This is a genomic window from Microcystis sp. M061S2 (genome assembly GCF_020245605.1).
In the GTDB taxonomy this organism is placed as follows: Bacteria; Cyanobacteriota; Cyanobacteriia; order Cyanobacteriales; family Microcystaceae; genus Microcystis.
This window is the reverse complement of record NZ_JADBUP010000161.1, coordinates 1-25282: the sequence shown is the minus strand read 5'-3', so window position 1 is coordinate 25282 and position 25282 is coordinate 1. Positions and strand designations below refer to the sequence as shown.

Here is a 25282-nt window from a genome sequence, read left to right as displayed (position 1 = left end):
GGAGTACAATACGATCAATTAATCGCCGCAGTTCGTCCGCAAGTGGAACGCAATCAACCCCGCAGTTTTAAAGATAAAATTATTCGTTTTCTGATTTTTAATCTCTTTCCCTATCCCGTCCGTCTCAAATTATTTTTACCTTTCCTCTGGTTATATCAAACCCTGGGATTACAAACCCTAGTCAGGAAATCGGGTATCTTAAAAATGCTCTTTCCCCGTCTAGCGGCCATGGAATCAATTCTCCCCAAAATTACCCTAAATTCTCTGTTTAAAAACTATCCCGATGTTATTCCTTCCCAAACGGAAAAACGCTATCGGGTAGGGGTGGTTTTAGGTTGTGTGCAGCGCCTCTTTTTCTCGCCGGTAAATGAAGCGACAGTGCGGGTTTTAACTGCCAATGGTTGTGAAGTGGTTATCCCAAAAACCCAGGGTTGTTGTGCCGCTTTACCCGCACACCAAGGACAGGAAAAACAAGCACAAAGTTTGGCCAGACAAATGATTGATAGTTTCGCAGCAAGCGAGGTTGATTATATTATTATCAATGCGGCGGGTTGTGGTCATACTCTCAAGGAATATCATCATATTTTAGCCGATGATCCTGAATATAAAGATAAGGCTAAGGAGTTTGTGGCTAAAGTACGCGATGCTCAAGAATTTTTAGATGTAGTGGGGTTAACTGCTGATTTATCGCCGATTACCGAGACAGAATTAACCCTAGTTTATCAAGATGCCTGTCATCTTTTACACGGACAAAAAATCTCCGTGCAGCCACGACAATTATTGCAAAAAATCCCCAATATTAACTTAAAAGAACCTATCGATGCGGCCTTGTGTTGTGGTAGTGCCGGAGTTTATAATATGCTACAGCCAGATACTGCCGATGAATTAGGTCAGCAGAAAGTCCGCAATTTATTAAATACTGGGGCTGCGGTGATTGCTTCTCCTAATCCGGGTTGTTCCCTACAAATTAAAAAACATCTACAATTACAGGGAAAAGATACACCCGTTATTCATCCTATCGAATTATTAGATTATGCGATTCGCGGGCTGAAAATTAGCTAACTCCCACCATTTGAGTTGTGTTAGTGGTGTCAGGGAAGCAAAAGAAAACCCGACAGACAAAGACCTTGTAATGATAAAATCGACAATGGCGAGGGCTTGGCCATTAGTATTTTTTGCGTCGGACTAGCAGGAGATAAAAGCGTGACCTTTAAGATTGGTTTACTCGGTTTCGGGGTTGTGGGGACGGGAACAGCGAAAATCCTCCTTGATCCTTTTGGTCGTCATCCCGTACTCAAAGAGATTACCATTGGACGAGTGGGAGTTAGATCCCTAGATAAACCGAGAGAAATCGAGCTTTCTCCCCATCTTTTGACCACTGACCTAGAATCGATCGTTACTGACCCCGAAATTGATATTATTGTCGAATTATTGGGGGGTTTGGAACCAGCACGCTCTTTAATTCTCCAGGCAATCGCATCGGGAAAGCACGTTGTTACGGCAAATAAGGCGGTTATTGCCCGTTTTGGTGACGAAATCTACGCCAAGGCCAACGAAAAAGGGGTTTATGTCCTCCTAGAAGCGGCCGTGGGTGGTGGAATTCCCGTCATTAAACCCTTGAAACAATCCCTCGGCGCCAATCGTATCAGCAGCATTATGGGAATTGTCAACGGCACAACTAACTATATTCTCACGGAAATGAGCCAAAAAGGGGCAGATTTTAGCGAAGTGCTGGCCAAAGCTCAGGAATTAGGCTATGCAGAAGCGGATCCCACTGCGGACGTGGATGGATTCGACGCGGCCGATAAAATCGCTATTTTAGCCTCTCTGGGTTTTGGAGGTCGGGTAAAACGGGAAGATGTTTACTGTGAAGGTATCCGGCAAGTTAGCGCCGTCGATATCGCCTACGCTGATAGACTGGGATTTGTGATTAAATTATTAGCGATCGCAAAAGATACGGTTAAAGAGGATTCCGATACCCTAGAGCTGCGGGTTCATCCAACCCTAGTACCGAAAATCCATCCCCTCGCTAATGCTAACGGAGTCTATAACGCTATTCTGGTCGAGGGGGAACCCTTGGGACAAGTGATGTTTTATGGACCGGGTGCTGGTGGCGGACCGACGGCCAGTGCAGTAGTATCGGATGTGATGAATATCGTCGGAATTTTAAAAAGTAGTGGCAAAACCAAGGAACTTGACCCGCTTTTAAGCTGTGTTCACCAGCATTATTGTCAAATCGCCCCCATGGAGGATTTATCGACCCGTTTTTATGCTCGTTTTCTCTGTCGCGATGTGCCGGGGGTCATCGGTCATTTAGGTATGGCTTTCGGCGACCATGGGGTTAGTCTAGAATCCGTGGTACAAATTGGTATTAGGGGTGATTTAGCCGAAATTGTCGTTGTCACCCACGATGTGCGCGAGGGCAATTTCCGCAACGCTTTAGTGGCAATAGAGTCTTTAGAAGCTATTGACAGTATTCCTAGTATTCTCCGAGTTTTGTAGTCAAGAAATCGCTTTTTTTATGGTCATGGGTCGGAGAATCAGAAGTGAGAAAATTTGGCTAAGTTTGACTAGCACAATTTGGTTTTTTTGTCTAGGTTTTTTGGGCTTAAATCAAAAATTAATTTTTGCCCAAGGGTCTGATAATGTTTGTCCCCTGCCGATTTTATCAAGGTTACAACGCCATAAAATCCAAGCGGGAGAAACGATCGCCTCCATCGCCGAAAAATACGCTCTTATCCCCGCAACGATAATTAAACTCAATCCGACTATTCTCAAAAATGGTTTGGCCCCCGTCGGGAAAGAAATCTTTATTCCCCCGATGAACGGCATTCGCATCGAAGCACCCCGGGGTTCCACTTGGCGCGATTTAGAAGCAGCCTATGGTATTCGTGCCGATATACTCTTTGAGCTTAACGGTTGTGGTCGCCGGCCGACAATAGTTTTTATCCCTGGCACCAATTGGTCCGCCGCTGGCAAGCGATCGGATTATACTGGATTAAGTTCTTATCCCTTACCCTTTGCCAGCACTGTCGGATTAGCCTACGGTTGGCAAAAAAGCCCCACGGAACCGAAAAATCTCTTTCATAGTGGTATTGATCTTCTCGCAGATATTGGTACACCCGTTCTAGCCGCCGAAGATGGTCTCGTGATTTATGTGGGTCAGGAAGGGGCCTATGGTAATTTGGTAGTAATTAATCATTTAGGTCGCCGGCAGACCCGTTATGCCCATTTAAGCAGGGTTACAGTCAGAATTGACCAACGGGTACGAGCAGGAGACGTTATCGGTGCGGTTGGCACCACGGGACAACCGGATATTATTCCCCCCCATCTTCATTTTGAGGTGCGCTTAGATACTCCCGTCGGTTGGACAGCGCAGGATCCGGCTTTGCATTTGCCCCAAATCGGCCCGCGATGAAGTCATACTAAATCCTGTTTAAAAGGTGTAGGAGAGTGGGTGAGTGCCGAGCGGGGGAAACAATCCATAACCGGGTTTTTAAAGTTGGATTGGAAGTTAATCATACTATTTTGGTATATCTTCCGGCAAAAATCCCCCTCTTTGGAGAGAAGGGGAAAAGCCAACCCAAGATTAACCCTGCACCATCACAGAGGCAGCCGCAGCCACACCGGCGCCGGGGGTGACACCTTCGACACCTAGCTCGATTAAAGTCGCTTCAATGGCAGCGATAACCGTGAGGATATCCCTCTCACTAGCAAAACCTAAATGACCGATACGGAAGATTTTACCCTTGAGGTGATCCTGACCACCAGCCACAGCGATGTCGAACTTTTTATTGAGAGTCGAACGAATTTTTTCCGCATCTACTAGAGTGGGGGCCACGGCAGTAATCGCCGTGGAAGCGCAGTAATCCGCCGCGTAGAGGGGCAAATCCAGGGACCGCATACCGGCCCGCGTCATCTTCGTTAAGCGTTGGTGACGGGCGAAAATTGCCGCTAATCCCTCCCTTCTCATCATTTGCAGAGAAGCTTGTAAACCGTACATCAGGTTAACTGGAGGGGTAAAGGGGGAACTATCCTCATCGGTGGCTTTTTTGTATTTGCCCAAATCTAGATAAAAACGGGGCAGTTTGGCGGTTTCGTAGGCTTTCCAAGCTTTTTGACTTACGGAAACAAAACCTAAACCGGGAGGAATCATATAACCTTTCTGGGAACCAGAACCGACCACATCTAAACCCCATTCATCGATGGGAATATGATAAGCTCCTAAACTGGTGACAGCATCGACGATAATTAAAGCTTCCCCGTGGTCTTTTACCGCTTTGTTAATGCTTTCCAAGTCATTGAGAACCCCGGTGGAAGTTTCCGAATGGGTGATAATTACCGCTTTGATGGCTTTTTCCTTGTCTTCGGTCAGTTTAGCGGTAAATGCCTCTGGATCTAGGGGTTTACCCCATTCTGCCTTAATGATATCCACATTTAAGCCGTATGCTTTCGCCACTTTCGCCCAACGTTCCCCAAATTTACCATTATCTCCCACCAAAACTCGATCGCCGGGGCTGAGAAAATTAATAATTCCCGCTTCCATGGCACCGGTTCCCGAAGCAGTTAGCATTAAAACATCGCCACTGGTTTGATGCAACCATTTAAGATTTTCGGTTAATTCGGCGATTACCTTGCTAAAAGCACCCGTCCGATGACCGATAGGTGCTTTAGCCATAGCCAATAATACCGCTTCCGGCACTGGTGTGGGGCCGGGAATCATCAACATATTTTTATTTTCCATGGTTCGTCCTCTCTCGTTGGGCTATATTCAAAAAGATAAAAAACCAAATCTCGATCGCATCAATTCTGAGGGGATGATTTAAGATTCGGCAAACTCTGATTATATCCCGGCAGATAGCCTTGTCAGTTATCAGTGATCAGTAGTCGGGAATCAGGATTCAGGAGATAGGGTGATAGGGTTTTGGGGTGATAGGGTGATGAGACAGCTTCCCCATCTCCCCAATTCCCCACTTCATAATTCATAATTTATAATTCATAATTCCCTCTCCCCACTTCCCCACTTCCTAACTCCTATTCCCGATTTTCAAAGAGTTTTTGGATACCGCGGGCAGCATCGGGCAGTTTTACCAAAGATTCGCCAATTAGAACCGCATTTGCTCCCGCTTGCTTCACTTTCGCCAGATCTGTTGCTGTGTGTAATCCCGATTCGCTGACGATCAGAATACCTTTTTCTCGCACCTTTTCGCCCCTGGCTTCTAGTAATTGGCGAGTATTGTCTAAATCGACTGTAAATGTCTCTAAATTGCGGTTATTAATGCCGATTAGTTCGATTCCCTCAATGGCTAACACTCGATCGAATTCAGCCAGACTATGCACCTCTACCAAAGCTGTCATCCCTAAACCCTTGACAATTTTGACAAAATATGCTAGGTCTTGATCGCTTAAAATAGCGGCAATTAAAAGGACAGCATCGGCTCCTTTAGAGCGAGCGTAGTAGATTTGATAGGGATAAAGGATAAATTCCTTGCATAATAGGGGTAAAGATACCGCTTGCCGGACGAGGCTAAGATTTTCGTAACTACCTTGAAAAAACTTACTATCGGTTAAAACCGATAAACAAGTGGCCCCTCCCTGTTCATAGGTACGGGCGATCGCTACAGGATCAAAATCTTCGCGGATGACTCCCTTGCTAGGGGAAGCTTTTTTCACTTCGGCAATCAAAGCGGGTTGGGTTTTACCCTGGTTTAAGGCGGCTAAAAAGTCGCAAGGTGGCGCAGTATTGGCTATTTTTTGGCGTAATTCCAATAAAGGCAACCGTTCGCGCAATTTATCGACTTCTATCTCCTTATGCCAAACGATTTCTTCTAAAATATTTTGCGGTTGTGCCTCTGGCACTTTCACCACATAACTCAAACTCTCAACTTTAACGGCAGGATTGGGGTGTTTTCTTCGGATCTGCATTTTTTCACTGTCCAGAGTGTGAACAGTGATTAGTTTAACAGTGATTAGTTATCGGGAATTGAAATAGAGACGGGGAAAACCACGTCTCTACAGACATTTATCTAGACTTGTGTGGATATTCCCAGTCCTCACCGAAAGGCTATTGCATAGCTTCGATCGAACGTTCTAAAATCTTATCTTGGAGTTTTTCGTCTTCTTGACGATTTTCAGTTAATAAAACCCGCGCTTTTGCAGTTCCTGCCTCCCCTTCCCCTAAAAGCTCCTCTGTACGAGTTAAGACTTTTTCTTCGAGCATTCCTTCTGCTTGTCGTTCTTGGGTTAAATTAAGACGTGCTTTTTCTTCAATATTCATAAATTTATCCTTGCCACAGGTGCGATCAACTTCTACCTTTAGTCTGACACAAATTTAGTATTCCGTATCATTAACTACAGAAAAATTTAGAATCTTACCGGCGAAACTGAGATTTAGGTATTTGTTCTCATTCCTCAAATGGACAGGGATCGATCGACCTAAAGCTATAAAATAAAACCTATGGAACAATTCCCCAGCGTAATCAAGCTTGTATATCGGGCGAATAATTATCGATTACCCAAACCAACAGATTTCTGGACAGTATCCGACTCTATCGTAATATCCTATTTGCAGAGCTTATGACCAAAGGTAATTTAAACGATCTCATCCGTAAAGAAGCTAATAAAGAGGTAGAATCCCAACCCTCTCCTTCTCCCAAACGTTCTAAGGAAACTAACGCCACCCTACAGGCAAAAATTAACGACTTGACGGCAGAGTTAGAAAAAACCAAGAAAAATGGGCAAACTCTCCAAGAAAAAGTTATTTCTCTGGAAGAAGAACTTAAAGAAAATCTGGAACTCTCTGTCAGGTTACAGCAGTTACAACAACAGACCGAGCAGTTAGAATCTGTCCTCTCGGAAAAAACTACTTTGGTAGCACAATTATCGAGTCAATTAAGCAAGACAGAAACAGAACTGACTGATAAAAAACAGTTAATTGAAAAATTATCGAGTCAATTAAGCAAGACAGAAACAGAACTGACTGATAAAAAACAGTTAATTGAAAAATTATCGAGTCAATTAAGCAAGACAGAAACAGAACTGACTGATAAAAAACAGTTAATTGAAAAATTATATAATCAAATTAAAAACCTAGAAAATAGTCCCACCCCTGAACCGTCAGCAATTACCAAACCTGTGCCTAAGAAACCCAGTCTTTATAACTTTGAAATGGCCACTTTAGCCCGTTATATTGCCCCCAATCCTACCCCCACAGAGTTAACGGATTCCGATATCGGTTGGTTCGATTAATTATGGCTAGTAAAAACCAAGAACAACAACATCCACAGGAAAGAATCGATCGCCCGATTGTTGATCAGCTACTGCAATCAGAACCCAATGATTTAAACTTAGCTGAATGCGCTCGTTTACGCATACGTTATCAAAACTTTCCGGGGGCAAGAGAAATCCAAAGAGATTTAGATTTAATCCTAGAAAAATGGCAGTTAGATGAAGCTAGTTTATGGGCAAAAACTCGACAACTGCACAGTCACGGACAAGTGTATCAAATGCGTCAAAGCGAGGAGCAACAGGATTGGAGTTAAATTGCAGCAGTTATCTTAAATGGTGCGAGAGGAAAAATCAAACCTATAATTTGATTTTATCTAATAATCTCTGAAAAGGATTTTTTGGTTTGCTTGCTGGCGGATCTGCGGGGGGATTAGGATCATCTAGATAACGATAATATTTCCAGATATCCCAGTAGGGACAACCCGGTTCAATGCGAATTCCTGCCCAATGTAAATATTTTAAGGGCTGATTTAATTTCGGATCGATTAAAATATTCCCCTGACGTTGAAAATGAGAACTTCCCCCCCAATTTCCCGCTTGACAACCCGGGGCGCGGACAAGATTAAATCGATTGGGAACTCGTTTGAGAATGGTATAATTAATAATCGGTTGATCGGAGGTTTTTTGAGAAAAATCAAAATATTCTGGATGAGCGGCACATTCTTGAAAAGCGCTATATAATTCCTGTTCTGAGAATAGATTCTTTTTACTAGCCCAAAAACCACCGTTAAACATTCCAGTTAGATCATTTTCTGTGAATATTCCTTGTTCTAAAACAATCGGATTAAAGACATCAGTAATCCCTTTTTTGTGTTGGTAATCACAGCAGAGAAAATCGTAGGTATCGAGGAAATTTAGATTATCTATTATTTTTTCAAAAACTACGATATCGGTATCGATATAAAGAAATTGATCTAGTTCTCCAAACCAACACACCTGCTTGCGAAATTGATTAGGACGAGCAAAGAATTTTTCTCCAAAAATATCATAGATTTTTTGTGCCAATTCTTCTACTAATTGCAGATCTGGATAAAGAATAACGCCATATTTTTCTGCTAATAAATCGGCAATTTTTTGATAATTATTGTCGTAGGGAATCAAGATAACGGGAGAATCGGGATCGTACAAACGAATACTATTCATTAATGCGATCGCTTGATCAATAACTCGATCGTTAGCGGTAATGTAAATTCCTCGCTTCATAAACATACTAGGGGTAAGAGTTAGAAATAATTATATAGCAGTTATCTTAATGGTGAAGTAGAAAGTTTTCCTTTTGGGGAGTCAGCCATCAGCTTTTTTCTCCCGATATCCCTGTTCACTGATAACTGATCACTGATAACTGAATAGCCGATCGATCTTTCTCTGTCAACTCTTAAAGTTGATGAGTTTGATTTTTGAATTGGCGAATAATTAAGGAAATATCACTGCTACTTAAACAGTTTTTTCTTAAGTTTAGCCAGAGAACTCTGTATCCATAATTTTTTAAGTCGCAGGGGTTCTAAACCTTCTATATCAGCCGGATAGCGTTTTTTAAGATCAAAGAAAGCATTAATTTCTCTCAAAATTGTTTCAAAACGTGGTAATAATTTTTCGGGATGATAATCATCGAGAAAATTAGCTTGTAAAGAATTAACGGGAAAATTACGGACATAATTAAGAATACGTTCTAGATCGTATTGACTGGAATAAGCCCCGATTTTTTGACAATTGAAACCGGGATCGAGATAATCGGCTAGGGCGCTATTAACACTAGAAAATACCGTACAACCACAGGCTAAAGCTTCCAGGGGCGGTAAGCCAAAACCCTCCGTTAAACCGTTTACAGCCCAATATTCAGCCGAATCGTAGAGATAAACCCGACTGCGATTGAATAATCCCACTAAATCCTCCACATAGCTATCTAAAACCTTAACGCGGCAGTGGGGACGGAGGGCGGGAACTAGACGATTGAGAAGATACTTTGAGGATTTGCGCCCCTGTACTAGGACATCGATATCTCTTTCTAAGCCTAAATTGAGAAATTCTGAGCCAATTTGATTAGGAAGATAGTAAATTAAAGCATTAGGAGCTTTTTCTCCCCAATACCCCATAGTATTACGGCTAACGGTGATAATTGGTATTTGGGAGGGTAAACGGAAGCCGTAACCTGTACTATGGGCATGATAAATGATATTATGCGATCGCAATTTTTGCACCAGTTTAGGAACATCAAAACCCCAGCTAACCACAAAAATACTGTCATCTGAGTTTATTTTCGCGAGTATATCCTCTAAAAAAGGATAATTTAACTCTTTTTGACGATAAGTCACAATCTGGGCGCTACAAATTTGACTAGCCAAATTGACAGTTTTCATTTCTGCCCACAGTCCACCCCCACCAAAAGGAGAAGTAGTACCGGGCAAAAGAAAATAGAGATTTCTCATCGGGATAATAGAAGTTTTGGTTAAGCGGTAGTCTGGAGACTTGGCTATTCTATACTTAATTATTAAGGTGTGAGGTATCTAAACGCAATAGTCGATCGAGCATAGATATTATTAAATTATGTTTGCCACTGATAAATACTTAGAATTATTAAAGCAATACCCTCCTCGTCCTATTCACAATGAGGAAGACTTAGAAATGATGCAGGAGGTTATTAATCGCCTTTTAGACAAACCCCAATTAACGGTAGAAGAAAGGGAATATCTAAATGTTTTAGGGGCTTTAATTTATGAGTATGAGGAAAATCAAGAGCCAATACCTGATATTTATGGAATTGAATTGTTAAAATTCATACTAGAGGAAAGAAACCTACAAAAGCAAGATTTGCTATCTATTTTTGAAAGTAAGTCAACCCTGGATGATATTCTTGATGGGCAACAAGATCTAACTCCTGTCTACATTAAAAAATTAGCCAATTTTTTAAATATATCTCCTGATTTATTTTTTCCTAGTTAGTCACAAAAAATGCGCTAGACAGTTAAGCTTAATTTCCTGTCTTAACGCATAGGTTAACAGACTAAATTAAAGCCCGATAACGCCCCAAAGCCAGTAAAGGAAAATACTGCTGATAGAAATGATATTTGAGGTAAAAATGACAGGGAAAACCTGTACCGGTGAAGTAATCTTCATCCCATGTACCATTTTCTTTTTGGGTAACAAGAAGATAGTTAACGCCCTTTTCAATCACTTCTCGCTGATAATTACCGGTGACTTTCCCGACGGCTAATAAACCGATTAATGCCCAAGCAGTTTGGGAAGCGGTACTATTTCCCTGTCCTTTAAATTTAGGGTTATTGTAACTAAAACAGGTTTCACCCCAACCACCATCAACATTTTGACAACTGCTTAACCAATTGGCTCCTTTTTGCAATTGCTGGCGATATTTATTCGGTTCCAGAAAAGCCAAAGCAGATAACGCCCCACTGGTTCCATAAATATAATTTACACCCCAACGACCAAACCAACTACCATCAGCTTCCTGTTCTTTTTCCAGATAATCCAAAGCTTTTTTAACTCGATTTTCCTCCATTTTAACATCACAAGTGCCTAACATTTCTAGAACTCTGGCAGTCACATCAGCCGTATTAGGATCGATCATTGCTTTTAGATCGGCATAGGGCAAAGAATTAAGCCAGTTTTGATCGTTATCGATGTCAAAAGCTCCCCAACCACCAGCTTTACACTGCATAGTAGCCATCCAATTAACTGCCCGTTTCATCACAGCTTTTTTAATATTTTCATCGGGCATTTTAATTAACTCTAAAGCCATCACCACCACTGCCGAATCGTCTAAATCGGGATACCAGCGATTGTCAAATTCAAAAGCCCAACCCCCGGGGGTTCCGATTTTATTTTTAATCGCCCAATCGCCATAATCAAGAATTTGTTGATCGATTAACCATTGTCCCGCTTTAATCATAGCTGGATGAGCGGGATTTAGACCGGATTCAATTAGCGATCGAATTACCCAAGCGGTATCCCAAACCGGCGACACACAGGGCTGCACACAATAGGTATTATCTGTCTCAATGGCAAAATTATCCACCGCTTTTAAACCCCGGGCAACAATCGGATCGTAAACATCATAACCTAGGGCTTTTAAAGCTAATAGAGAATTTAACATCGCCGGGATAATTCCCCCCCAATCGCCCGTGTCTTCCTGTCGTTCAATTACCCATTTTTCCGCCGCTTTCAGACTTTCTTGACGGAAGGGAACCAAATTAGTTTTTTCTGCCCATTTAAACAGCCCATCTAACCAGAGAAAAACATCTGCCCAATCGTTATTTTTTGGTAACTCATACTTGACATTATTCACCCCTTCTGTGTAGAGTTCATCGAGATTAAAACCCATTTTATACACGGGTTTTTTGTCGAAAACAATTAATAAAGGAACCGTACTTCCCCGCGCCCAACTGGACATTTCATAGATAGTAAAAGGGAAATTTTCCGGCAGTAGCATGATCCAAGCGGGGATAGAGGGAACCCCCTGCCAATCGTAACAACCAATCAAAGCGAGGTGCATTTTGGTGAAAATGCGGGTTTTGCTGATGCCACCTTGAGCTAAGATAAATTCTCTAGCTTTTTCTAAAGCAGGATCATTAACAGGAATTCCCAATAGTCGCAGCCCCATGTAGGCTTCCACAGTGGTGCTAAGATCGCCACCATCACCATAAAATAACTCCCAAGCGCCGTTAGGACACTGTTGCTGACGCAGATAGGTGGCTGCTTTGTCTAGGGGGCGTTTTTTGTCAGTTTTCCAGATTTTGTGCAGTAAAATTGCTTCTGAGGTGATGGTGACATTAGATTCTAATTCTGCCCACCAGTAACCGTCAGAATATTGGGTAGAAAGTAAATAATTTTGAGAAAGTTTGATCGCTTTCGCTGTTTTAGCGGCTATTTCGGTGATTTTGTCCTGAATCTGCATTTTTTTCCGTTCGACAACCTCTAGGGACCACGAGTGCAAATAAGATAATCTTATTTACAAAGTTTTTAATAAGTAGGTAAAGGATGGGCTTTTGTTCCCAAAGAATCCAGTAAAGGAATCTGCTTTAGTTGCCACTTTCTTTTTTCTTTTCACTGATTACTGTTTACTGATTACCGATAACTGATCAAGTACCCCCACCCCCCTGAAGACAAAAAGGGTACGAAACTCGCACCCCACCAGATTTATCTTCATTGAACTTACTTTTTCTTTTTGCCTTTAGCGGGCGGATTATCCTTCGCTGCCGGTTCCGGGGCTTTTTCCTCCACTTGCGGGGCTGCTGCTACCGGTTCCGGGGCTTTTTGTCCCATTTGGGCGGCTACTTCGGCGGCGAAATCCGTTTCTTCTTTCTCGATCCCTTCACCTAGTACAAAGCGTTGGAAACGACGCACCTGAATATTTTCTCCCAAAGCGGCGATCGCTTGTTTGAGCAATTCGTCAATACTGATGTTCTGATCGCGGATAAAGGGTTGATCGAGCAGAGAAAGTTCTTTCAAACGTTTTTCAATGCGGCCGGCCACGATTTTTTCTTTGATATTATCGGGTTTATTGGCTAAATCATCGCGTCCCATCTCAATTTCTTTTTCTTTAGCGGCGATTTCGGCGGGAATATCGGCCACTTTTACATATTCGACGTTAGGACAAGCGGCAATCTGCATCGCCACGTCATTAACCAATTTTTTGAACTCCTCGCGACGGGCCACAAAATCGGTTTCACAGTTCACTTCTACTAAAACACCGATGCGGCTGCCGGTGTGGATGTAACTGCCGATCATCCCTTCTGCCGCTACCCGACTGGCTTTTTTCTCGGCGGAAGTAATCCCTTTTTGACGCAACCATTCGATCGCTTTGGTTATATCCCCCGCGTTTTCCGTCAGCGCCCTCTTGCAATCCATCATGCCGGCGCCGGTCTTTTCCCTAAGTTCTTTAACCTGTTGTGCTGTAATTTCTGCCATAAAATTCTTCACCTACTGCTTATAGTTGATCATGCCACGAGAGGGGCAGGTTTGACCGCTCGATAGGCTCGGAAAGTTTCCCCCCGAACCTAGCTGCGATCAATAGCTAATTTTCCCTAGTTATCGTCGTCTCCACTAGCAAATTCGGCGGCGTATTGGGAATAATCACCTTCTTCCTCGTACTCGGTTTCATTATCGTAGTCTTCCTCGTATTCTTCCACCGCTGCTTGACCACCGCGACGACCTTCGATGATCGCATCGCTAATTTTGCCTAAAATCAGTTTGACTGAGCGAATTGCGTCATCGTTGGCGGGAATCGGCACATCTACCAAGTCAGGATCGCAGTTAGTATCCAAGAGGGAGATGATGGGAATGCCCAATTTTTGGCATTCTTGGATAGCGTTGTATTCCCGACGCTGATCCACTACGATGACTAAATCCGGCAGCCGGCGCATGGTTTTAATGCCACCGAGGTATTTTTCTAGTTTGCCTAATTCCCGACGCAGTACCGATGCTTCTTTTTTCGGTCGTTTATCGAGGGCGCCGCTATTTTCTAATTCTTCTAATTCTTTGAGTCTTTCTACCCGGCCGCGAATGGTTTCCCAGTTGGTTAACATTCCCCCTAACCAGCGTTGGTTAACGAAGTGGCTACCGCTGCGTAAAGCTTCCTGTTTAATGATTGCTGCCGCTTGCCGTTTCGTACCGATGAATAAAAAGCGTTTACCGCGATCGGCTTCTCCTCGGACAAATTCGTAAGCTTCTTCGATTAATTGGGCAGTTTGCACCAAATCAATGATATGAACCCCATTCCGGGCAGTGTAGATGTACTGAGACATTTTCGGGTTCCAACGGCGCGTTTGATGGCCAAAGTGAACCCCAGACTCTAGCAATTCTGCGAGAGAGACAACGGGCATATTTTTCTCCTTTTCGGGTTTATCCTCCATCTAGGGCTGGATTTCTAGATTCCTAGAAACACCCGATCGCCTAGATGTGCGATTTTTGACAACTTTTCTAGTCTAACACGAAAGGGCGCGATTGCATAGCCTTAAATATTGGGTACTGAGGGCTTCCTACTGCAATTCCTCAAGTTTTTTCAAAACCGCTTCTGCATGGGCTTTTACCTTGACATTTGACCAAATATAGGCAATATTTCCCCGGGGGTCGATCAGGAAAGTGGCGCGTCTAATCCCCATATATTCCTTGCCCATAAATTTTTTTAATCCCCAGACTTGATAAATTTCCGCCAGTTGATGATCGGGATCGCTCAATAATTGAATAGTTAAATTGTATTTTTCAATAAAACGACAGTGGGACTTGGCTGAATCGGGACTAACTCCCAGAATTACCGCATTTAATTGCTGAAATTGCGGCGACAAAGCGGTAAAATCGATCGCTTCTGTGCTGCAGCCCGGAGTGTTATCTTTGGGATAAAAATATAAGACCAACCACTGACCGGCAAAATCTGCTAATTTACTAATTTCGCCTCTTTGGTTGGGGGTGGCAAATTCGGGGGCTTTTTGTCCAACTTCTAGGGTCATTTTTAGGAGTGTAAAGGCAAGAGTAAGAAAGGAGCGAGGGAGAGGGAAAGCAATAGCCAGACTTGATAGTTAAATCTGGGAAGTTCGGGTTTTTCTGACTCGACTAAAGCATCAATTCTCTCTAATAAACGATTATTTAAGGAATGATCATTGAGAGCGACACAGCAACTATCGGAAAAATTTATTTCCGCTACTTGATTAACTTTTTCTGCCACTAAAAGCAGCGATTCAGCTAATAGTAAATAATCCACTTGTCCGGAAGCGTACTTATCGGCGCGTAATTCCCGCAAGAAGACCAATTCTGACCATAAATTTTCGCTATTGGGCAGCCAAGAAGACATCGATCGCAACCAACCTAACCAGAAAAACCAGAAAGTGTCATGATATTCTTGGTGAGCTTGTTCGTGAGCTAAAACTGCTTGTAAATGTTCTCGATCTAAGAGATTTAATAATCCTTGCGTCACAATTAATTCCGACTTCCAGAAGCCAACTCTGGCACTGTAGGGAAAATCCACCGCTAAAACTCTCGCCTTCTGAGCGGTGATTTTTTTGAGGGGATAACTGCTAAAATCCCGATGGGTTTGCCAAGTTTGATAGGATAGTTTTATCAAACAAAATATAGCAAAAACTAGCCAAATTATGGCACTAAAGTAACTAATTAGACTGGAGTTATAGCCCAACATTTGCCCACGATAGCCCATACAAACCACCGATATAACTGTCATTAACAGCAGCAAAGGAGGAAAGAGAAAGAAAAATAGCGTTATCTGCCAACGACGCTGATAGCTGGGCAGAAACCAACGTAAACCAATGGCGATAGTTAATGCTAGTAATAACATTAAACTGTGCATTAGCGTTCTCTCCGTTGTTGACGAAGGGTATCTAAACGAGAGGCAATCGCTTTTAATTGTTCGACACTAGCAGTATCGAGACTATCGGCAAAAGAAGCCACCACATCCGCGTTACCAATAGCCAAAAAACGATGTAATTGTTCGTAGGCTTTAATTGCCTGTGCTTGTTCCTTAGAAACCATCGGTTTCCAGTAGAAAATCCGACCCTGTTTATAACAACTTAACCAGCCTTTATTAGTTAAACGACGCAGTACCGTAGTCACAGAAGTATAGGCCAGATCTCGTTCTGGATCCGCTAAAATGCGATCGTGGACATCCTTAACGCTGACGGTTTCCAATTCCCAGACAATATTGAGAATTTCCGCTTCTAGGGGGCCTAGGGATAACTGTTTTGGTTGATAGGTGGGCAATTGAGCCATAGTTACACAGAAATGAAGATTACTTTCCTGATCATAGCGGCGGATATTGATCGCCTGATAAAATAGCAACGATCTTTTATATTATCTTTATGTCCACCGAAACTAATTTAACCACGACTACGGGTGCTGATGCCATTGATGTGGCGATCGCTAATGGCATTGATTTTGATGGTTCCCCGATTCCCCAGGCAAAATTGGAACTTTATCACCGGGTAATGGGTTTGGAAGCAGGACGACAAAGAAGCGGGGTTTCTAACACGATGAGATCGCGAATTGTCCGCATCGGGGCCAAACATATCCCCCAAGAGGAGTTAAATCAGCTGTTGTTAGCCGCTGATTTTGCCCCTCTCAAGGAGAAAGAAATCGCTTTTTACTATCTCAAGTAGTCAAATTTTTGCCCAGCATTTTTCGCCTAGACTTCTTGGGGTTAACCGGATTATTCGAGAAATTAGGCAGGGAGTCTAGGTTGATCTAATGGTCAAGAGGATCGATAACTACTGATTCCGAGCCGATAATGATACACTAGGCATGATTTAACTTCAGACCTCGATCGCAAAAGGAAATAAATATCGATGAAAGCCATGATTTTGGCGGCAGGCAAAGGAACTCGTGTCCGTCCGATTACCCATACGATTCCCAAACCCCTGATCCCGATTTTACAAAAGCCGGTGATGGAGTTTTTATTGGAACTGTTGCGACAGCATGGCTTTGATCAGATCATGGTGAATGTCAGTCATTTAGCCGAAGAAATTGAGAGTTATTTCCGCGATGGTCAGCGTTTTGGGGTGCATATCGGCTATTCTTTCGAGGGTAGAATCGAAGAGGGCGAGTTAATCGGTGATGCCCTAGGATCGGCGGGCGGTTTACGACGAATTCAAGATTTTAATCCCTTTTTTGACGATACTTTTGTGGTTCTCTGTGGTGATGCGCTGATTGATCTCGATCTAACCGCAGCCGTTAAATGGCATCGCGAAAAGGGAGCGATCGCCACTATTGTCACCAAAACCGTCCCCAGAGAGGAAGTATCCAGTTATGGGGTGGTAGTTAGCGACGAGGAGGGACGGATTCTCAGTTTCCAAGAAAAACCCGCCATCGATGAAGCTTTAAGTACCTGCATTAACACGGGTATCTATATTTTTGAGCCAGAAATCATTGATTTTATTCCCCCGAATAGTAAATACGACATCGGGGGCGAGTTGTTCCCCGAATTAGTCGCTAAAGGGGCGCCTTTCTACGCTTTAAACATGGATTTTGAATGGGTGGATATCGGTAAAGTCCCCGACTACTGGCAGGCAATTCGCGGGGTGTTATCCAGGGAAATTAAAAATGTTGCTATCCCCGGCATCGAAGTCAAACCGGGCATCTACACGGGCCTAAATGTGGGGGTAAACTGGGATCGAGTCGATATCACCGGACCTGTGTATATCGGAGCAATGACGCGCATTGAAGACGGGGCGAAAATTGTCGGTCCGAGTATGATTGGCCCGAATTGTTGGATTTGTGGCGGCGCGACGGTGGATAATAGCGTTATTTTTGAATATTCTCGCCTCGGTCCGGGGGCCCGTTTGGTGGATAAGTTGGTCTTTGGGCGCTACTGTGTTGATAAAACCGGCGCGGCGATCGATGTGGAAGCAGCAGCCCTGGATTGGTTGATTACCGATACCCGCAAGGTTCTCCCAGAGTTTGATCACCCTAAACATCAGGCAATTCGTTCTTTATTCAATCAAGGAAAATAGTCGTACAAAATTAATTTTTTAGGATCGATAGGCAAGAAGCAACTTTTTACTTCAATGTCCGCTTTTTTACTTTTTACTTTTGACTTGATATCATGTTTGATTCTCCTGTTGATCTTCTCATTCTCTCCAATGGTCCCGGAGAAATATCTACATGGGTGCGTCCAGTTGTCAAGAGATTGCGACAAAACTTAACAGAAGATCGATCGCTGTTGCGGATTTCGCTGATTCTTTCCCCTTGTACTCATTCTATGGGGGCGGAAACGGAAGTAGTTAGGAAATATCCGGAGGTCGATCGAGTCCAGTCGCCAGAAAACTTCTTTAATTTTCTTTTCTGGGGAAAAACCGCCGATAATTGGGATTGGCACCCCAAGGGCATCGTTTTATTTTTAGGGGGCGATCAATTTTTTGCCCTCACCATCGGTAAACGTTTGGGTTATCGCACCGTTATCTATGCGGAATGGGAAGCGCGTTGGTATCGGGGGATCGATCGCTTTGCCGTGATGAATACAAGTGTATTAAATAATATTCCCCAACAATATCAGCATAAATTTACCGTTATCGGCGATTTAATGGTGGATTTGCCCACTGCTATCACCCCCGATGACGCTACCTTAATTGCACTCCTCCCGGGTTCCAAACCCTCGAAATTAGCCCAGGGTGTACCCCTAACCCTAGCCATTGCTGAAAAGATACACGCGCAGGCTCCCCAGACTAAATTCTTAATTCCCGTCGCTCCTACCCTAAATTTAGCTTATTTGGCGAAATTTGCCGATCCTAGCTATAATCCGATGATTACTAAAACCGGTTGGAGTGCTGCCAAATTAAAAAACGGTGAAAAACCCTATCTAGAAACAGCTAAGGGGGTAAAAGTTGACCTAATTACCGATTTTCCCGCCCATAACCAGCTTTCTCGCTGTCATTTAGCTTTAACGACGGTGGGTGCTAATACTGCCGAATTAGGGGCGCTGGCAATCCCGATGATTATTTTACTACCGACTCAGCAACTCGACGCGATGAGAACTTGGGACGGTTTACCCGGTTTATTAGCCCAACTGCCGGGGGTTGGCTCTTTATTTGCTAAGATAATTAATCTCTATATGTTGCGGAAAAAGCGTTTATATGCCTGGCCAAATATTTGGGCCGGTGCAGAAATTGTTCCGGAATTATTGGGGGAATTACAACCAGAAGAAGTGGCAAATATGGCTATATCTTGGTTAGAAAATACCGAACAATTAGAGGCTATCCGGCAAAAATTGCGGGCAGTGCGTGGGCAAGCAGGAGCAGTGGATAAGTTAGTATCTATTATTGCCGAACAACTGTCTAGTTTCTAATCAATCAGAGAATTAAGCTTGTTGGTAGAGAGGATCAATTTCGATTAATTTATTAACAGTTTGATAGAATTCCTGCTGATAAAATTCCCGTTGATTGCTGTCGAGAGCATTAATTAATTGTTCTTGACAGTAGCGACGATATTCCATTAAACTAATTTTTTCCAGAGCTATAATAGCATTTTTTATCTGTTCTTCTGGCTGAAATATTTCTTGACTGGTATGTTCATTTAAGTGAAATAAAGAATTAAAATCACGATTTTTGTCTGTAGTTATCATCAATAAATGATTCTGTAAAGCTGACATCAAATCTCTTTGGTTAGTAATTTGGGTTTCTAACTCTAGAATTACTTGCCATAACCAACGATAATCAGGGAGATTAAAAATTAAATCTTTTTCATCCAAAAGTTCACAAATGAGCCTCCGATATTCGGGAGAATGGAGATAGATTAATAATAATAACCACTCGGCTTTTTCTGTGCCATTTTTGTCGGATTTATCTAAAATATTTTTCCTCTTAATTGCTGGGGATTTTCCTTGAGGTTTATTAACCTGTTTGGAGAGATTTTTTAAAATATATGGCAAACGAGTCGCATCTTTTTGAGCCAAAATTTCAGCACAATAATCGAGGTAAAAAGTGCGTTGATTGCTATCGATTAACTTTTGCAGTAAACTCACCATACTATTAGCTATTTGTTGAAAATGTAGTCCCTGTTTTAAATCTTTATTAACCAACATTTGCGAGATTTGCCAATCAATCCAAAAAGGAGAATTTTCGATTAATTCTCGATAACTATTTACCCCGTCAGTATGGGATTTAAGAAATTCATCGGCATCTTTACCCTCGGGAAGATTGAGGATTTTTAGGTTAACTTGTCCTGAATAAACTAAGGAGTTAATTTCCTCGATCGCCCGTTGTGTCGCTTTAATTCCCGCTTGATCAGCATCAAAATTAAAGATTATTTGTTTACTTTCACTGTAGCGCAAAAGTAGTTTAATTTGCTCTTGACTTAAAGCTGTTCCTAAACAGGCAACCACATTAGTGATACCCGCAGCATGGAGAGCGATTGCGTCAAAATAACCCTCCACAACTATCGCTAAATCTTGCTGAATAATTGCCTGTTTAGCTCGATCGAGAGCAAAGAGAGTTTTTCCCTTTTCAAATAGAGGAGTATCGGGAGAATTTAGATACTTTGGTTGTTCATTACCTAGAGTGCGACTACCAAAAGCGATCGCTCGTCCTTGACTATCAAAAATAGGAATCATTAAACGATCTCGAAATTGATCGTAATAACCACTACCATTTTGACGCGCTTTAATTAATCCTGCTTCTTCTACTAAAGCCACAGGATAGCGCTTTTGTTCCACCAAATAACGATAGAGCGTTTCCCAACCTTGAGGAGAATATCCCAGTTGAAAATTAGCGATAGTTTCTGGGGTTAGTTGTCGTTGTACCTTAAGATAATCTAACGCTTTTTCCCCTTGAGGTTGACTAAGGGCGTGTTGATAAAAACTCACCGCCACGGCCATTATTTCGTATAATTGTTCTTTGAGGGATAATTTCTGTTCTAATTCCTGACGCTGTTCTACTGCTAGAGTTTTAATCGGGATTTGATACCTTCTAGCAAGATCGAAAACCACCTCACTAAAAGATTGTTTTCCCACTTCCATGAAAAATTTAATCCCGTTTCCCCCCGCACCACAGCCAAAACAGTAATACATTTGTTTGGCAGGACTAACCGTAAAACTAGGGGATTTTTCCTCGTGAAAAGGACATAAACCGACGTATTCCCTTCCCCTTTTTTTGAGGACGACTCTCTCGGAAATTAAATCCACAATATCAATTCTTTGTTTAACTTCTTCGATCGTATCTGGATGTAGTCGCGGTGTATCCATAATCAGTTATCAGTTATCAGTTATCAGTTATCAGGAGATTTGCTTTTATAGTCATTTCAATTAAGATTGAGAATATCAATCCCAGAGTTCATAAGAATTTTGTCGGTCTAGACTGTATCAGACTTATCTGAAATGACTATATTTATTCTCCCCGTCTCCCCGTCTCCCCAATTCATAATTCATAATTCATAATTCCCACTCCTTCTCCCCCATCTCCCCACTGCGATGGCGGCATTTTGTCCTCCGAACCCGAAACTAAGACAGAGACAATTGTGCAGGGAAAAATTAACAGCCGATCTAATTAAATTTAATTGAAAAGGCGACTCGCGCACACCGACACAAGGGGGAATTAGCTGATTTTTCAGGGCCATTAAACAAAAAGCCACGCCTAATGCCCCCGAAGCCCCTAAAGTGTGTCCTGTTGCCCCTTTTGTCGAGCTTACAGCCACTTGCGAGCCAAAAATGCTGGCGATCAGGTTTGCCTCCCGTTCATCGTTTAAACGCGTGCTAGTGCCGTGGGCGTGAATGTAATTAATTTCATCTTTTCTTAATTGACTTCTGTGCAAACATAGTTCTATCGCTTTGGTAGCACTACGATTATCCACCGCCGGGGCGCTAACATGATCGGCATCGCAGCTAAAACCATAGCCCAAAATTTGCCCGTAGATGGGGGCATTTCTGCTTAAAGCTAGTTCTTCCGATTCAAGGACTAAAATTGCGCCACCTTCGCCCAAAACTAAGCCCTCCCTAGCTCTATCAAAAGGATAACAGCCCGTTTTCGCCAAAGCTCCCATCTGTTCAAATCCCACCAGAGTTAAGGGAGTAATCGGGGTTTCGAGCGCCCCGGCTAAAACTCGATCGCATTCTCCCATAGTAATTAATTCTACACCCTGGGCGAGCGACCAGATGCCCGTGGCACAGGCCGCCATGGGTGCTAACACTGGGGCGCCGGTTTCTATCAATCTAGCGGTCAATACCGAGGCGCGATCGGGTAAACTGTCTAACCAGTTTTCTACTATTCCCGTCGCTGCCATCCGTTCCCATAAACCCTGACAACCGCGACTAGAACCGATAGTGACACCACAATCCTTTAAGGGAGGGGTTAATTGAGCGTCTTCAAGGGCAGCAATCAGGGCAATTTTGGTTAAATCCTCTAAAAATGCCGGTTTGTGACCGATTAAAGCCAAGGGTAAAGTGGGTAAATCAGAAAAGGGTTGTTGCCTAGTTATACCAGTTTTGCCCTCTAGTAATCTTTGCCAACTCTGACTTAAATTTCCCAGAGAACTGATCAACCCAATTCCCGTCACCACAACATTCATTTATCAGTTATCAGTTATCAGGTATCAGTTATCAGGTATCAGTTATCAGCTATCAGTTATCAGCTATCGGAATATTAAATGATTGGGTGGGTTAGGGGGAAAATTAAATTATCGTCCCGCGAACCCACCCTAACCGATCGCTATTTTTTCAGATTTTCTGCACCAGAAATAACTTTGGCCGAGTCAATTTTATCCCCTTGTTTGATCGTATCGATCACTTCCATTCCCTTAGTGACATAACCAAAAACGGCATAATCACCATCGAGGAAATTGATATCCGACAGAGCAAAATAAAACTGAGAAGAAGCGGAATTAGGCTGTTGAGAACGGGCCATCGCGATCGCACCGCGTTTATGGGGTAAAGCGACGATGGGAGTGCGCGACGTGGCCTGTTGACCGATTGATTTCCCATAAATCGGCTCTTTTTCGTCTTTAAGGAGAATTTCTAGGGGAACATAACGGGATTGCTTGGTTTCTGGATCAACAAAACCACCGGTTCCGCGACCTTGGGGATCACCACCTTGGGCGACAAAAGGCTGCGGTTCTGTAACCACGCGATGGAAAGTTAAACCATTATAAAAACCTCTCTCCACCAGATCCACAAAATTACCGGCAGTAACTGGGGCCGCATTGCCATCAATTTCGATCGTTACCGGTTTACCTTTGATGATCATCTCGACGACAGCAGTTCCATCTAAGCGGGGTTTGTAATTATCCATGTTGACACTGCCCGAACTGGCAGGTTGAGAGGTTTGGGTGATACTAGAATTATCGGGGGTGGAGTTAGCTTCTGGGGAAGAACAGCCGAAAAGTGTCGTCGTTGTGATTAAAAAAACACAAACCACAGACAACCAGCCAGATTTTCTTATCTTCATCATTTTATAGCCAAAAAGAGCGAAAAAAGGCCTACAATCCCTCTAGAGGAATTTCCAGAAAACGAGCGAGTTCCGCTCCTTGATTTTCCAATTCCGAGAGGGACAGAGGATCACCGACGCGAGTTAAAGGGATATCGCGACGCTGTTTAATCCGCAGGAATAGTTCCCGTTTCGGGTTGAGTCCTTCTCGCACTTCGGCCCGCACAGCTTGTACATCTTCCAGGGGCCAATCGAGATCAATGCGACGATTTTTGCCGGGGTAGCCCCAACGAAAGATTTTAACTTTGCCGGTTTCCTTGTTAAACTCGTTGTAACCACCTCCGACATTCCAGAGGAGAGATAACCAGAGATAGATGGCTAAAAGGGTCCCCGCAGTGCCATAGAAGAGGAGGGCGACTCCTTGGGGAATAAATTGTAAGGAACTGGTATCGCTAACGAGAAGTAGATTGACCTTCAAATAACTGGAAAGACCGGCGAGGAGAAACCCTAGACCGCCAATAGAGACGATTACAGCCCAAAAATAGTTACTAGGGCGACGCGCTCCCACTACTTCTTGCCGTAGGATCAGGCTATGTTTACTTGTTGTTTGCGCTTTCATGAATTCTTTTTAAGGTTGCCTAGAGTTATTTTACCAGCTTTTTTCTCGCCACTTCCCCAACCCCGACCTAGGGATACAGCCGTTGATTTTTCTGGATGTACCCATGTTTATCATAATATTTACTTATAGGTGAGTGGGGGAAGTTTAGGAGAAAATTCCCTAATCGTAATTCTCCTCGGCAACAATCATGCGTTAGATTTATTCGTGGTTTCCTTAATTTGTGCCCAGCAACGGCACACCAGATACCGCAGAAGACGGTCTAGCGCCCCCCCAAGTGCTTTCTAGCACATTTAAGGTAAAGGGGAAATTAAGAATTGTTGCCATTGTCCGGCCAAAAGTCTAGAATGATCATTAATTTTTGTGCATGGTCAGGTCTTCTAACCGAAGGCATTGACGAAAAACACATTGTATCTGTCACTCTCGGAAAATCCCTGTCAACTCATAAGTGCTGAAACGGATCTCTCGGATTTGGTGGGTAAAATGTATTCTAAGATACAGTTATGCGGGCGAGCGAGTGGAACGAACCACAAAGACACAAAGGACACAAAGATTGATCGCTCCTATATAAGTTAAACTTATCACACAGAGAATAAGACCCTACAGCTTACCCCACTGGACAGACGAGATAGATAATTTCAGATTGGAATTGAGCCTGCTGTTTCGCTCTCAGGTAATCTACAATCATGCCTTAGAACGGTTTGGTTATTGTTATCAAAAAGCTCTGCGAAAAGCGAGCCGCAAAAGTGGATTAACTTTACCAGTTGACTCTCCTTCGACAATTGAGAAAATTCTTGATGAAGATTGGTTCCCTGGTTAAAAACTGGAGCTTGCAATCCAACTTACATCCATACAACAATAGGGTGGGCAATACCCACCTTACTTCAGTTGCTCAACAACTAATAGCTGGTATTCCAAAATCTGGTTGAAAAAAAAATTGAGTCATGCGAGGAAGTTTCGGCACCATCCATGACTCAATTTTGATATATAGCGTTTCTAGGTTCACTAAATAAGAACTACGTCAAGAGAAACCGCAAAACCAGCTGGAAGGTTTGCTATCTTGGCAAACTCGGTTCCTAAAAATGAAAGTGATCCAGTCCCTGCGTTGTAACTGATCTGACTCAGAGAAGTGGCTCCAAAACCCGATGCGCTAACTTCAATTTTGTCTCCTTCTGGCCAGAAAAAGTCTTGGATAGTATCAACTTTCTCGGAGAGGAAATTGAAGCGGAACTTATCGGCACCAGCACCACCAGTCAGGGTGTCATTGCCAGCACCGCCAATCAGGGTATCATTGCCAGCACCGCCATTGAGGGAATTATTCGCAGTGTTCCCGATGATTGTGTCATTGCCAGCAGTGCCAATTAGATTTTCAATGCTGACCAATGTGTCTGTAAGGAGAGAATTACCGGGGAAACTCACTACACCCGTTGCTAAATTAGCATTGATCGGTCCCCAATAGAAAGCATAGGATGTCGTGTCATTTCCCAGACCTCCATCAATGATATCAAAACCAAAT

General features: G+C 43.1%; 26 protein-coding genes. 10 read left to right on the top strand and 16 right to left on the bottom strand.

Annotation, left to right across the window (positions count from 1 at the left end; genetic code table 11):
• From IM475_RS22900 to IM475_RS22890, 3 genes are all read left to right on the top strand, one after another.
• A partial coding sequence (locus IM475_RS22900; RefSeq protein ID WP_287729248.1) for a (Fe-S)-binding protein occupies window positions 1-1062 on the top strand: 1062 nt, incomplete at its 5' end.
• 141 nt (window positions 1063-1203) lie between these two features.
• Entirely contained in the window at window positions 1204-2502 is a 1299-nt protein-coding gene (locus tag IM475_RS22895) for a homoserine dehydrogenase (protein WP_287660142.1), read from the top strand.
• A 19-nt stretch (window positions 2503-2521) separates the two neighbouring features.
• On the top strand, window positions 2522-3418 hold the full coding sequence (locus IM475_RS22890) for a LysM peptidoglycan-binding domain-containing M23 family metallopeptidase (protein ID WP_287729250.1): 897 nt from the start codon (window positions 2522-2524) through the stop codon (window positions 3416-3418).
• A gap of 171 nt (window positions 3419-3589) precedes the next feature.
• Here IM475_RS22890 and IM475_RS22885 read toward each other — a convergent pair whose 3' ends face one another.
• From IM475_RS22885 to IM475_RS22875, 3 genes are all read right to left on the bottom strand, one after another.
• Window positions 3590-4744 carry a pyridoxal-phosphate-dependent aminotransferase family protein gene (locus IM475_RS22885; protein ID WP_287729247.1) on the bottom strand — a complete coding sequence of 385 codons (1155 nt, stop codon included), beginning with the start codon at window positions 4742-4744 and terminating at the stop codon, window positions 3590-3592.
• Window positions 4745-5034: 290 nt separating this feature from the next.
• On the bottom strand, window positions 5035-5925 hold the full coding sequence (trpC, locus tag IM475_RS22880; protein WP_287729246.1) for an indole-3-glycerol phosphate synthase TrpC: 891 nt from the start codon (window positions 5923-5925) through the stop codon (window positions 5035-5037).
• 139 nt (window positions 5926-6064) lie between these two features.
• Window positions 6065-6277: a hypothetical protein gene (locus IM475_RS22875; protein WP_287660138.1), complete on the bottom strand. Its 213-nt coding sequence runs from the start codon at window positions 6275-6277 to the stop codon at window positions 6065-6067.
• 299 nt (window positions 6278-6576) lie between these two features.
• Here IM475_RS22875 and IM475_RS22870 point away from each other — a divergent pair, with 299 nt between their 5' ends.
• Window positions 6577-7248, top strand: a complete 672-nt coding sequence (locus IM475_RS22870; RefSeq protein WP_287729245.1) for a hypothetical protein — start codon at window positions 6577-6579, stop codon at window positions 7246-7248.
• A gap of 2 nt (window positions 7249-7250) precedes the next feature.
• Complete coding sequence (locus IM475_RS22865; RefSeq protein ID WP_287729244.1) at window positions 7251-7541, top strand: DUF3288 family protein; 291 nt, start codon at window positions 7251-7253, stop codon at window positions 7539-7541.
• Window positions 7542-7584: 43 nt separating this feature from the next.
• Here the strand turns inward: IM475_RS22865 and IM475_RS22860 are convergent, their stop codons facing one another.
• A complete protein-coding gene (locus IM475_RS22860) occupies window positions 7585-8490 on the bottom strand; it encodes an Npun_R2821/Npun_R2822 family protein (protein WP_287660134.1) in 906 nt (301 codons plus the stop codon).
• 227 nt (window positions 8491-8717) lie between these two features.
• Window positions 8718-9713 (bottom strand): glycosyltransferase, encoded by a 996-nt coding sequence (locus IM475_RS22855; RefSeq protein WP_287729243.1) that lies wholly within the window; start codon window positions 9711-9713, stop codon window positions 8718-8720.
• A 118-nt stretch (window positions 9714-9831) separates the two neighbouring features.
• Here IM475_RS22855 and IM475_RS22850 point away from each other — a divergent pair, with 118 nt between their 5' ends.
• Window positions 9832-10227 (top strand): helix-turn-helix domain-containing protein, encoded by a 396-nt coding sequence (locus tag IM475_RS22850; RefSeq protein WP_287729242.1) that lies wholly within the window; start codon window positions 9832-9834, stop codon window positions 10225-10227.
• Between the two features lie 61 nt (window positions 10228-10288).
• Here IM475_RS22850 and shc read toward each other — a convergent pair whose 3' ends face one another.
• The 6 genes from shc to IM475_RS22820 all read right to left on the bottom strand — a co-directional run bounded on the left by shc (window position 10289) and on the right by IM475_RS22820 (window position 16086).
• Complete coding sequence (gene shc, locus IM475_RS22845) at window positions 10289-12196, bottom strand: squalene--hopene cyclase (protein ID WP_287729241.1); 1908 nt, start codon at window positions 12194-12196, stop codon at window positions 10289-10291.
• 257 nt (window positions 12197-12453) lie between these two features.
• Complete coding sequence (gene tsf, locus IM475_RS22840; RefSeq protein ID WP_002753383.1) at window positions 12454-13209, bottom strand: translation elongation factor Ts; 756 nt, start codon at window positions 13207-13209, stop codon at window positions 12454-12456.
• Window positions 13210-13325: 116 nt separating this feature from the next.
• Complete coding sequence (gene rpsB / locus IM475_RS22835) at window positions 13326-14123, bottom strand: 30S ribosomal protein S2 (protein WP_079210095.1); 798 nt, start codon at window positions 14121-14123, stop codon at window positions 13326-13328.
• Between the two features lie 156 nt (window positions 14124-14279).
• Window positions 14280-14747: a thioredoxin-dependent thiol peroxidase gene (gene bcp, locus IM475_RS22830; RefSeq protein WP_287729240.1), complete on the bottom strand. Its 468-nt coding sequence runs from the start codon at window positions 14745-14747 to the stop codon at window positions 14280-14282.
• A gap of 2 nt (window positions 14748-14749) precedes the next feature.
• Entirely contained in the window at window positions 14750-15598 is an 849-nt protein-coding gene (locus IM475_RS22825) for a M56 family metallopeptidase (RefSeq protein WP_287729239.1), read from the bottom strand.
• Window positions 15598-16086 carry a BlaI/MecI/CopY family transcriptional regulator gene (locus IM475_RS22820; protein ID WP_287660128.1) on the bottom strand — a complete coding sequence of 163 codons (489 nt, stop codon included), beginning with the start codon at window positions 16084-16086 and terminating at the stop codon, window positions 15598-15600. The genes IM475_RS22825 and IM475_RS22820 overlap by 1 nt, the downstream gene beginning before the upstream one ends.
• A gap of 20 nt (window positions 16087-16106) precedes the next feature.
• On the opposite strand from IM475_RS22820, the gene IM475_RS22815 reads away from it, so the two are divergent.
• From IM475_RS22815 to IM475_RS22805, 3 genes are all read left to right on the top strand, one after another.
• Window positions 16107-16403 (top strand): small RNA NsiR4-regulated ssr1528 family protein, encoded by a 297-nt coding sequence (locus IM475_RS22815; protein WP_002767845.1) that lies wholly within the window; start codon window positions 16107-16109, stop codon window positions 16401-16403.
• A gap of 186 nt (window positions 16404-16589) precedes the next feature.
• Entirely contained in the window at window positions 16590-17753 is a 1164-nt protein-coding gene (locus IM475_RS22810; RefSeq protein WP_287729238.1) for a nucleotidyltransferase family protein, read from the top strand.
• A gap of 92 nt (window positions 17754-17845) precedes the next feature.
• Complete coding sequence (locus IM475_RS22805) at window positions 17846-19084, top strand: glycosyltransferase family protein (RefSeq protein ID WP_287729237.1); 1239 nt, start codon at window positions 17846-17848, stop codon at window positions 19082-19084.
• Window positions 19085-19096: 12 nt separating this feature from the next.
• On the opposite strand, the gene dnaG is transcribed toward IM475_RS22805, so the two are convergent.
• From dnaG to IM475_RS22785, 4 genes are all read right to left on the bottom strand, one after another.
• Complete coding sequence (gene dnaG / locus IM475_RS22800; protein WP_287729236.1) at window positions 19097-20977, bottom strand: DNA primase; 1881 nt, start codon at window positions 20975-20977, stop codon at window positions 19097-19099.
• Between the two features lie 179 nt (window positions 20978-21156).
• Complete coding sequence (locus tag IM475_RS22795) at window positions 21157-22296, bottom strand: beta-ketoacyl-ACP synthase (RefSeq protein WP_287660124.1); 1140 nt, start codon at window positions 22294-22296, stop codon at window positions 21157-21159.
• 140 nt (window positions 22297-22436) lie between these two features.
• Window positions 22437-23174: a peptidylprolyl isomerase gene (locus IM475_RS22790; protein WP_002791172.1), complete on the bottom strand. Its 738-nt coding sequence runs from the start codon at window positions 23172-23174 to the stop codon at window positions 22437-22439.
• 28 nt (window positions 23175-23202) lie between these two features.
• Window positions 23203-23769, bottom strand: coding sequence for a photosystem I assembly protein Ycf4 (locus IM475_RS22785; protein WP_287729235.1), 567 nt, complete (start codon window positions 23767-23769; stop codon window positions 23203-23205).
• A gap of 577 nt (window positions 23770-24346) precedes the next feature.
• Between IM475_RS22785 and IM475_RS22780 the strand changes: the two genes are divergently transcribed.
• Window positions 24347-24586: a DUF29 family protein gene (locus tag IM475_RS22780; protein WP_502865958.1), complete on the top strand. Its 240-nt coding sequence runs from the start codon at window positions 24347-24349 to the stop codon at window positions 24584-24586.
• Between the two features lie 185 nt (window positions 24587-24771).
• Here the strand turns inward: IM475_RS22780 and IM475_RS22775 are convergent.
• Window positions 24772-25282, bottom strand: a 511-nt coding sequence (locus tag IM475_RS22775; protein WP_287729234.1) for a M10 family metallopeptidase C-terminal domain-containing protein, incomplete at its 5' end; no start/stop codon positions are given.

What these genes read in the sequence shown, in the direction of transcription:
- IM475_RS22825 (WP_287729239.1), bottom strand. Translation starts at nt 15,598, where the DNA reads ATGCACAGTTTAATGTTATTACTAGCATTAACTATCGCCATTGGTTTA.
- IM475_RS22805 (WP_287729237.1), top strand. Translation starts at nt 17,846, where the DNA reads ATGTTTGATTCTCCTGTTGATCTTCTCATTCTCTCCAATGGTCCCGGA.
- IM475_RS22885 (WP_287729247.1), bottom strand. Translation starts at nt 4,744, where the DNA reads ATGGAAAATAAAAATATGTTGATGATTCCCGGCCCCACACCAGTGCCG.
- tsf (WP_002753383.1), bottom strand. Translation starts at nt 13,209, where the DNA reads ATGGCAGAAATTACAGCACAACAGGTTAAAGAACTTAGGGAAAAGACC.
- dnaG (WP_287729236.1), bottom strand. Translation starts at nt 20,977, where the DNA reads ATGGATACACCGCGACTACATCCAGATACGATCGAAGAAGTTAAACAA.
- IM475_RS22890 (WP_287729250.1), top strand. Translation starts at nt 2,522, where the DNA reads ATGGTCATGGGTCGGAGAATCAGAAGTGAGAAAATTTGGCTAAGTTTG.
- IM475_RS22795 (WP_287660124.1), bottom strand. Translation starts at nt 22,296, where the DNA reads ATGAATGTTGTGGTGACGGGAATTGGGTTGATCAGTTCTCTGGGAAAT.
- bcp (WP_287729240.1), bottom strand. Translation starts at nt 14,747, where the DNA reads ATGACCCTAGAAGTTGGACAAAAAGCCCCCGAATTTGCCACCCCCAAC.
- IM475_RS22815 (WP_002767845.1), top strand. Translation starts at nt 16,107, where the DNA reads ATGTCCACCGAAACTAATTTAACCACGACTACGGGTGCTGATGCCATT.
- IM475_RS22785 (WP_287729235.1), bottom strand. Translation starts at nt 23,769, where the DNA reads ATGAAAGCGCAAACAACAAGTAAACATAGCCTGATCCTACGGCAAGAA.
- IM475_RS22790 (WP_002791172.1), bottom strand. Translation starts at nt 23,174, where the DNA reads ATGATGAAGATAAGAAAATCTGGCTGGTTGTCTGTGGTTTGTGTTTTT.
- shc (WP_287729241.1), bottom strand. Translation starts at nt 12,196, where the DNA reads ATGCAGATTCAGGACAAAATCACCGAAATAGCCGCTAAAACAGCGAAA.
- trpC (WP_287729246.1), bottom strand. Translation starts at nt 5,925, where the DNA reads ATGCAGATCCGAAGAAAACACCCCAATCCTGCCGTTAAAGTTGAGAGT.
- IM475_RS22865 (WP_287729244.1), top strand. Translation starts at nt 7,251, where the DNA reads ATGGCTAGTAAAAACCAAGAACAACAACATCCACAGGAAAGAATCGAT.
- IM475_RS22850 (WP_287729242.1), top strand. Translation starts at nt 9,832, where the DNA reads ATGTTTGCCACTGATAAATACTTAGAATTATTAAAGCAATACCCTCCT.
- IM475_RS22860 (WP_287660134.1), bottom strand. Translation starts at nt 8,490, where the DNA reads ATGAAGCGAGGAATTTACATTACCGCTAACGATCGAGTTATTGATCAA.
- IM475_RS22810 (WP_287729238.1), top strand. Translation starts at nt 16,590, where the DNA reads ATGAAAGCCATGATTTTGGCGGCAGGCAAAGGAACTCGTGTCCGTCCG.
- IM475_RS22870 (WP_287729245.1), top strand. Translation starts at nt 6,577, where the DNA reads ATGACCAAAGGTAATTTAAACGATCTCATCCGTAAAGAAGCTAATAAA.
- IM475_RS22875 (WP_287660138.1), bottom strand. Translation starts at nt 6,277, where the DNA reads ATGAATATTGAAGAAAAAGCACGTCTTAATTTAACCCAAGAACGACAA.
- IM475_RS22855 (WP_287729243.1), bottom strand. Translation starts at nt 9,713, where the DNA reads ATGAGAAATCTCTATTTTCTTTTGCCCGGTACTACTTCTCCTTTTGGT.
- rpsB (WP_079210095.1), bottom strand. Translation starts at nt 14,123, where the DNA reads ATGCCCGTTGTCTCTCTCGCAGAATTGCTAGAGTCTGGGGTTCACTTT.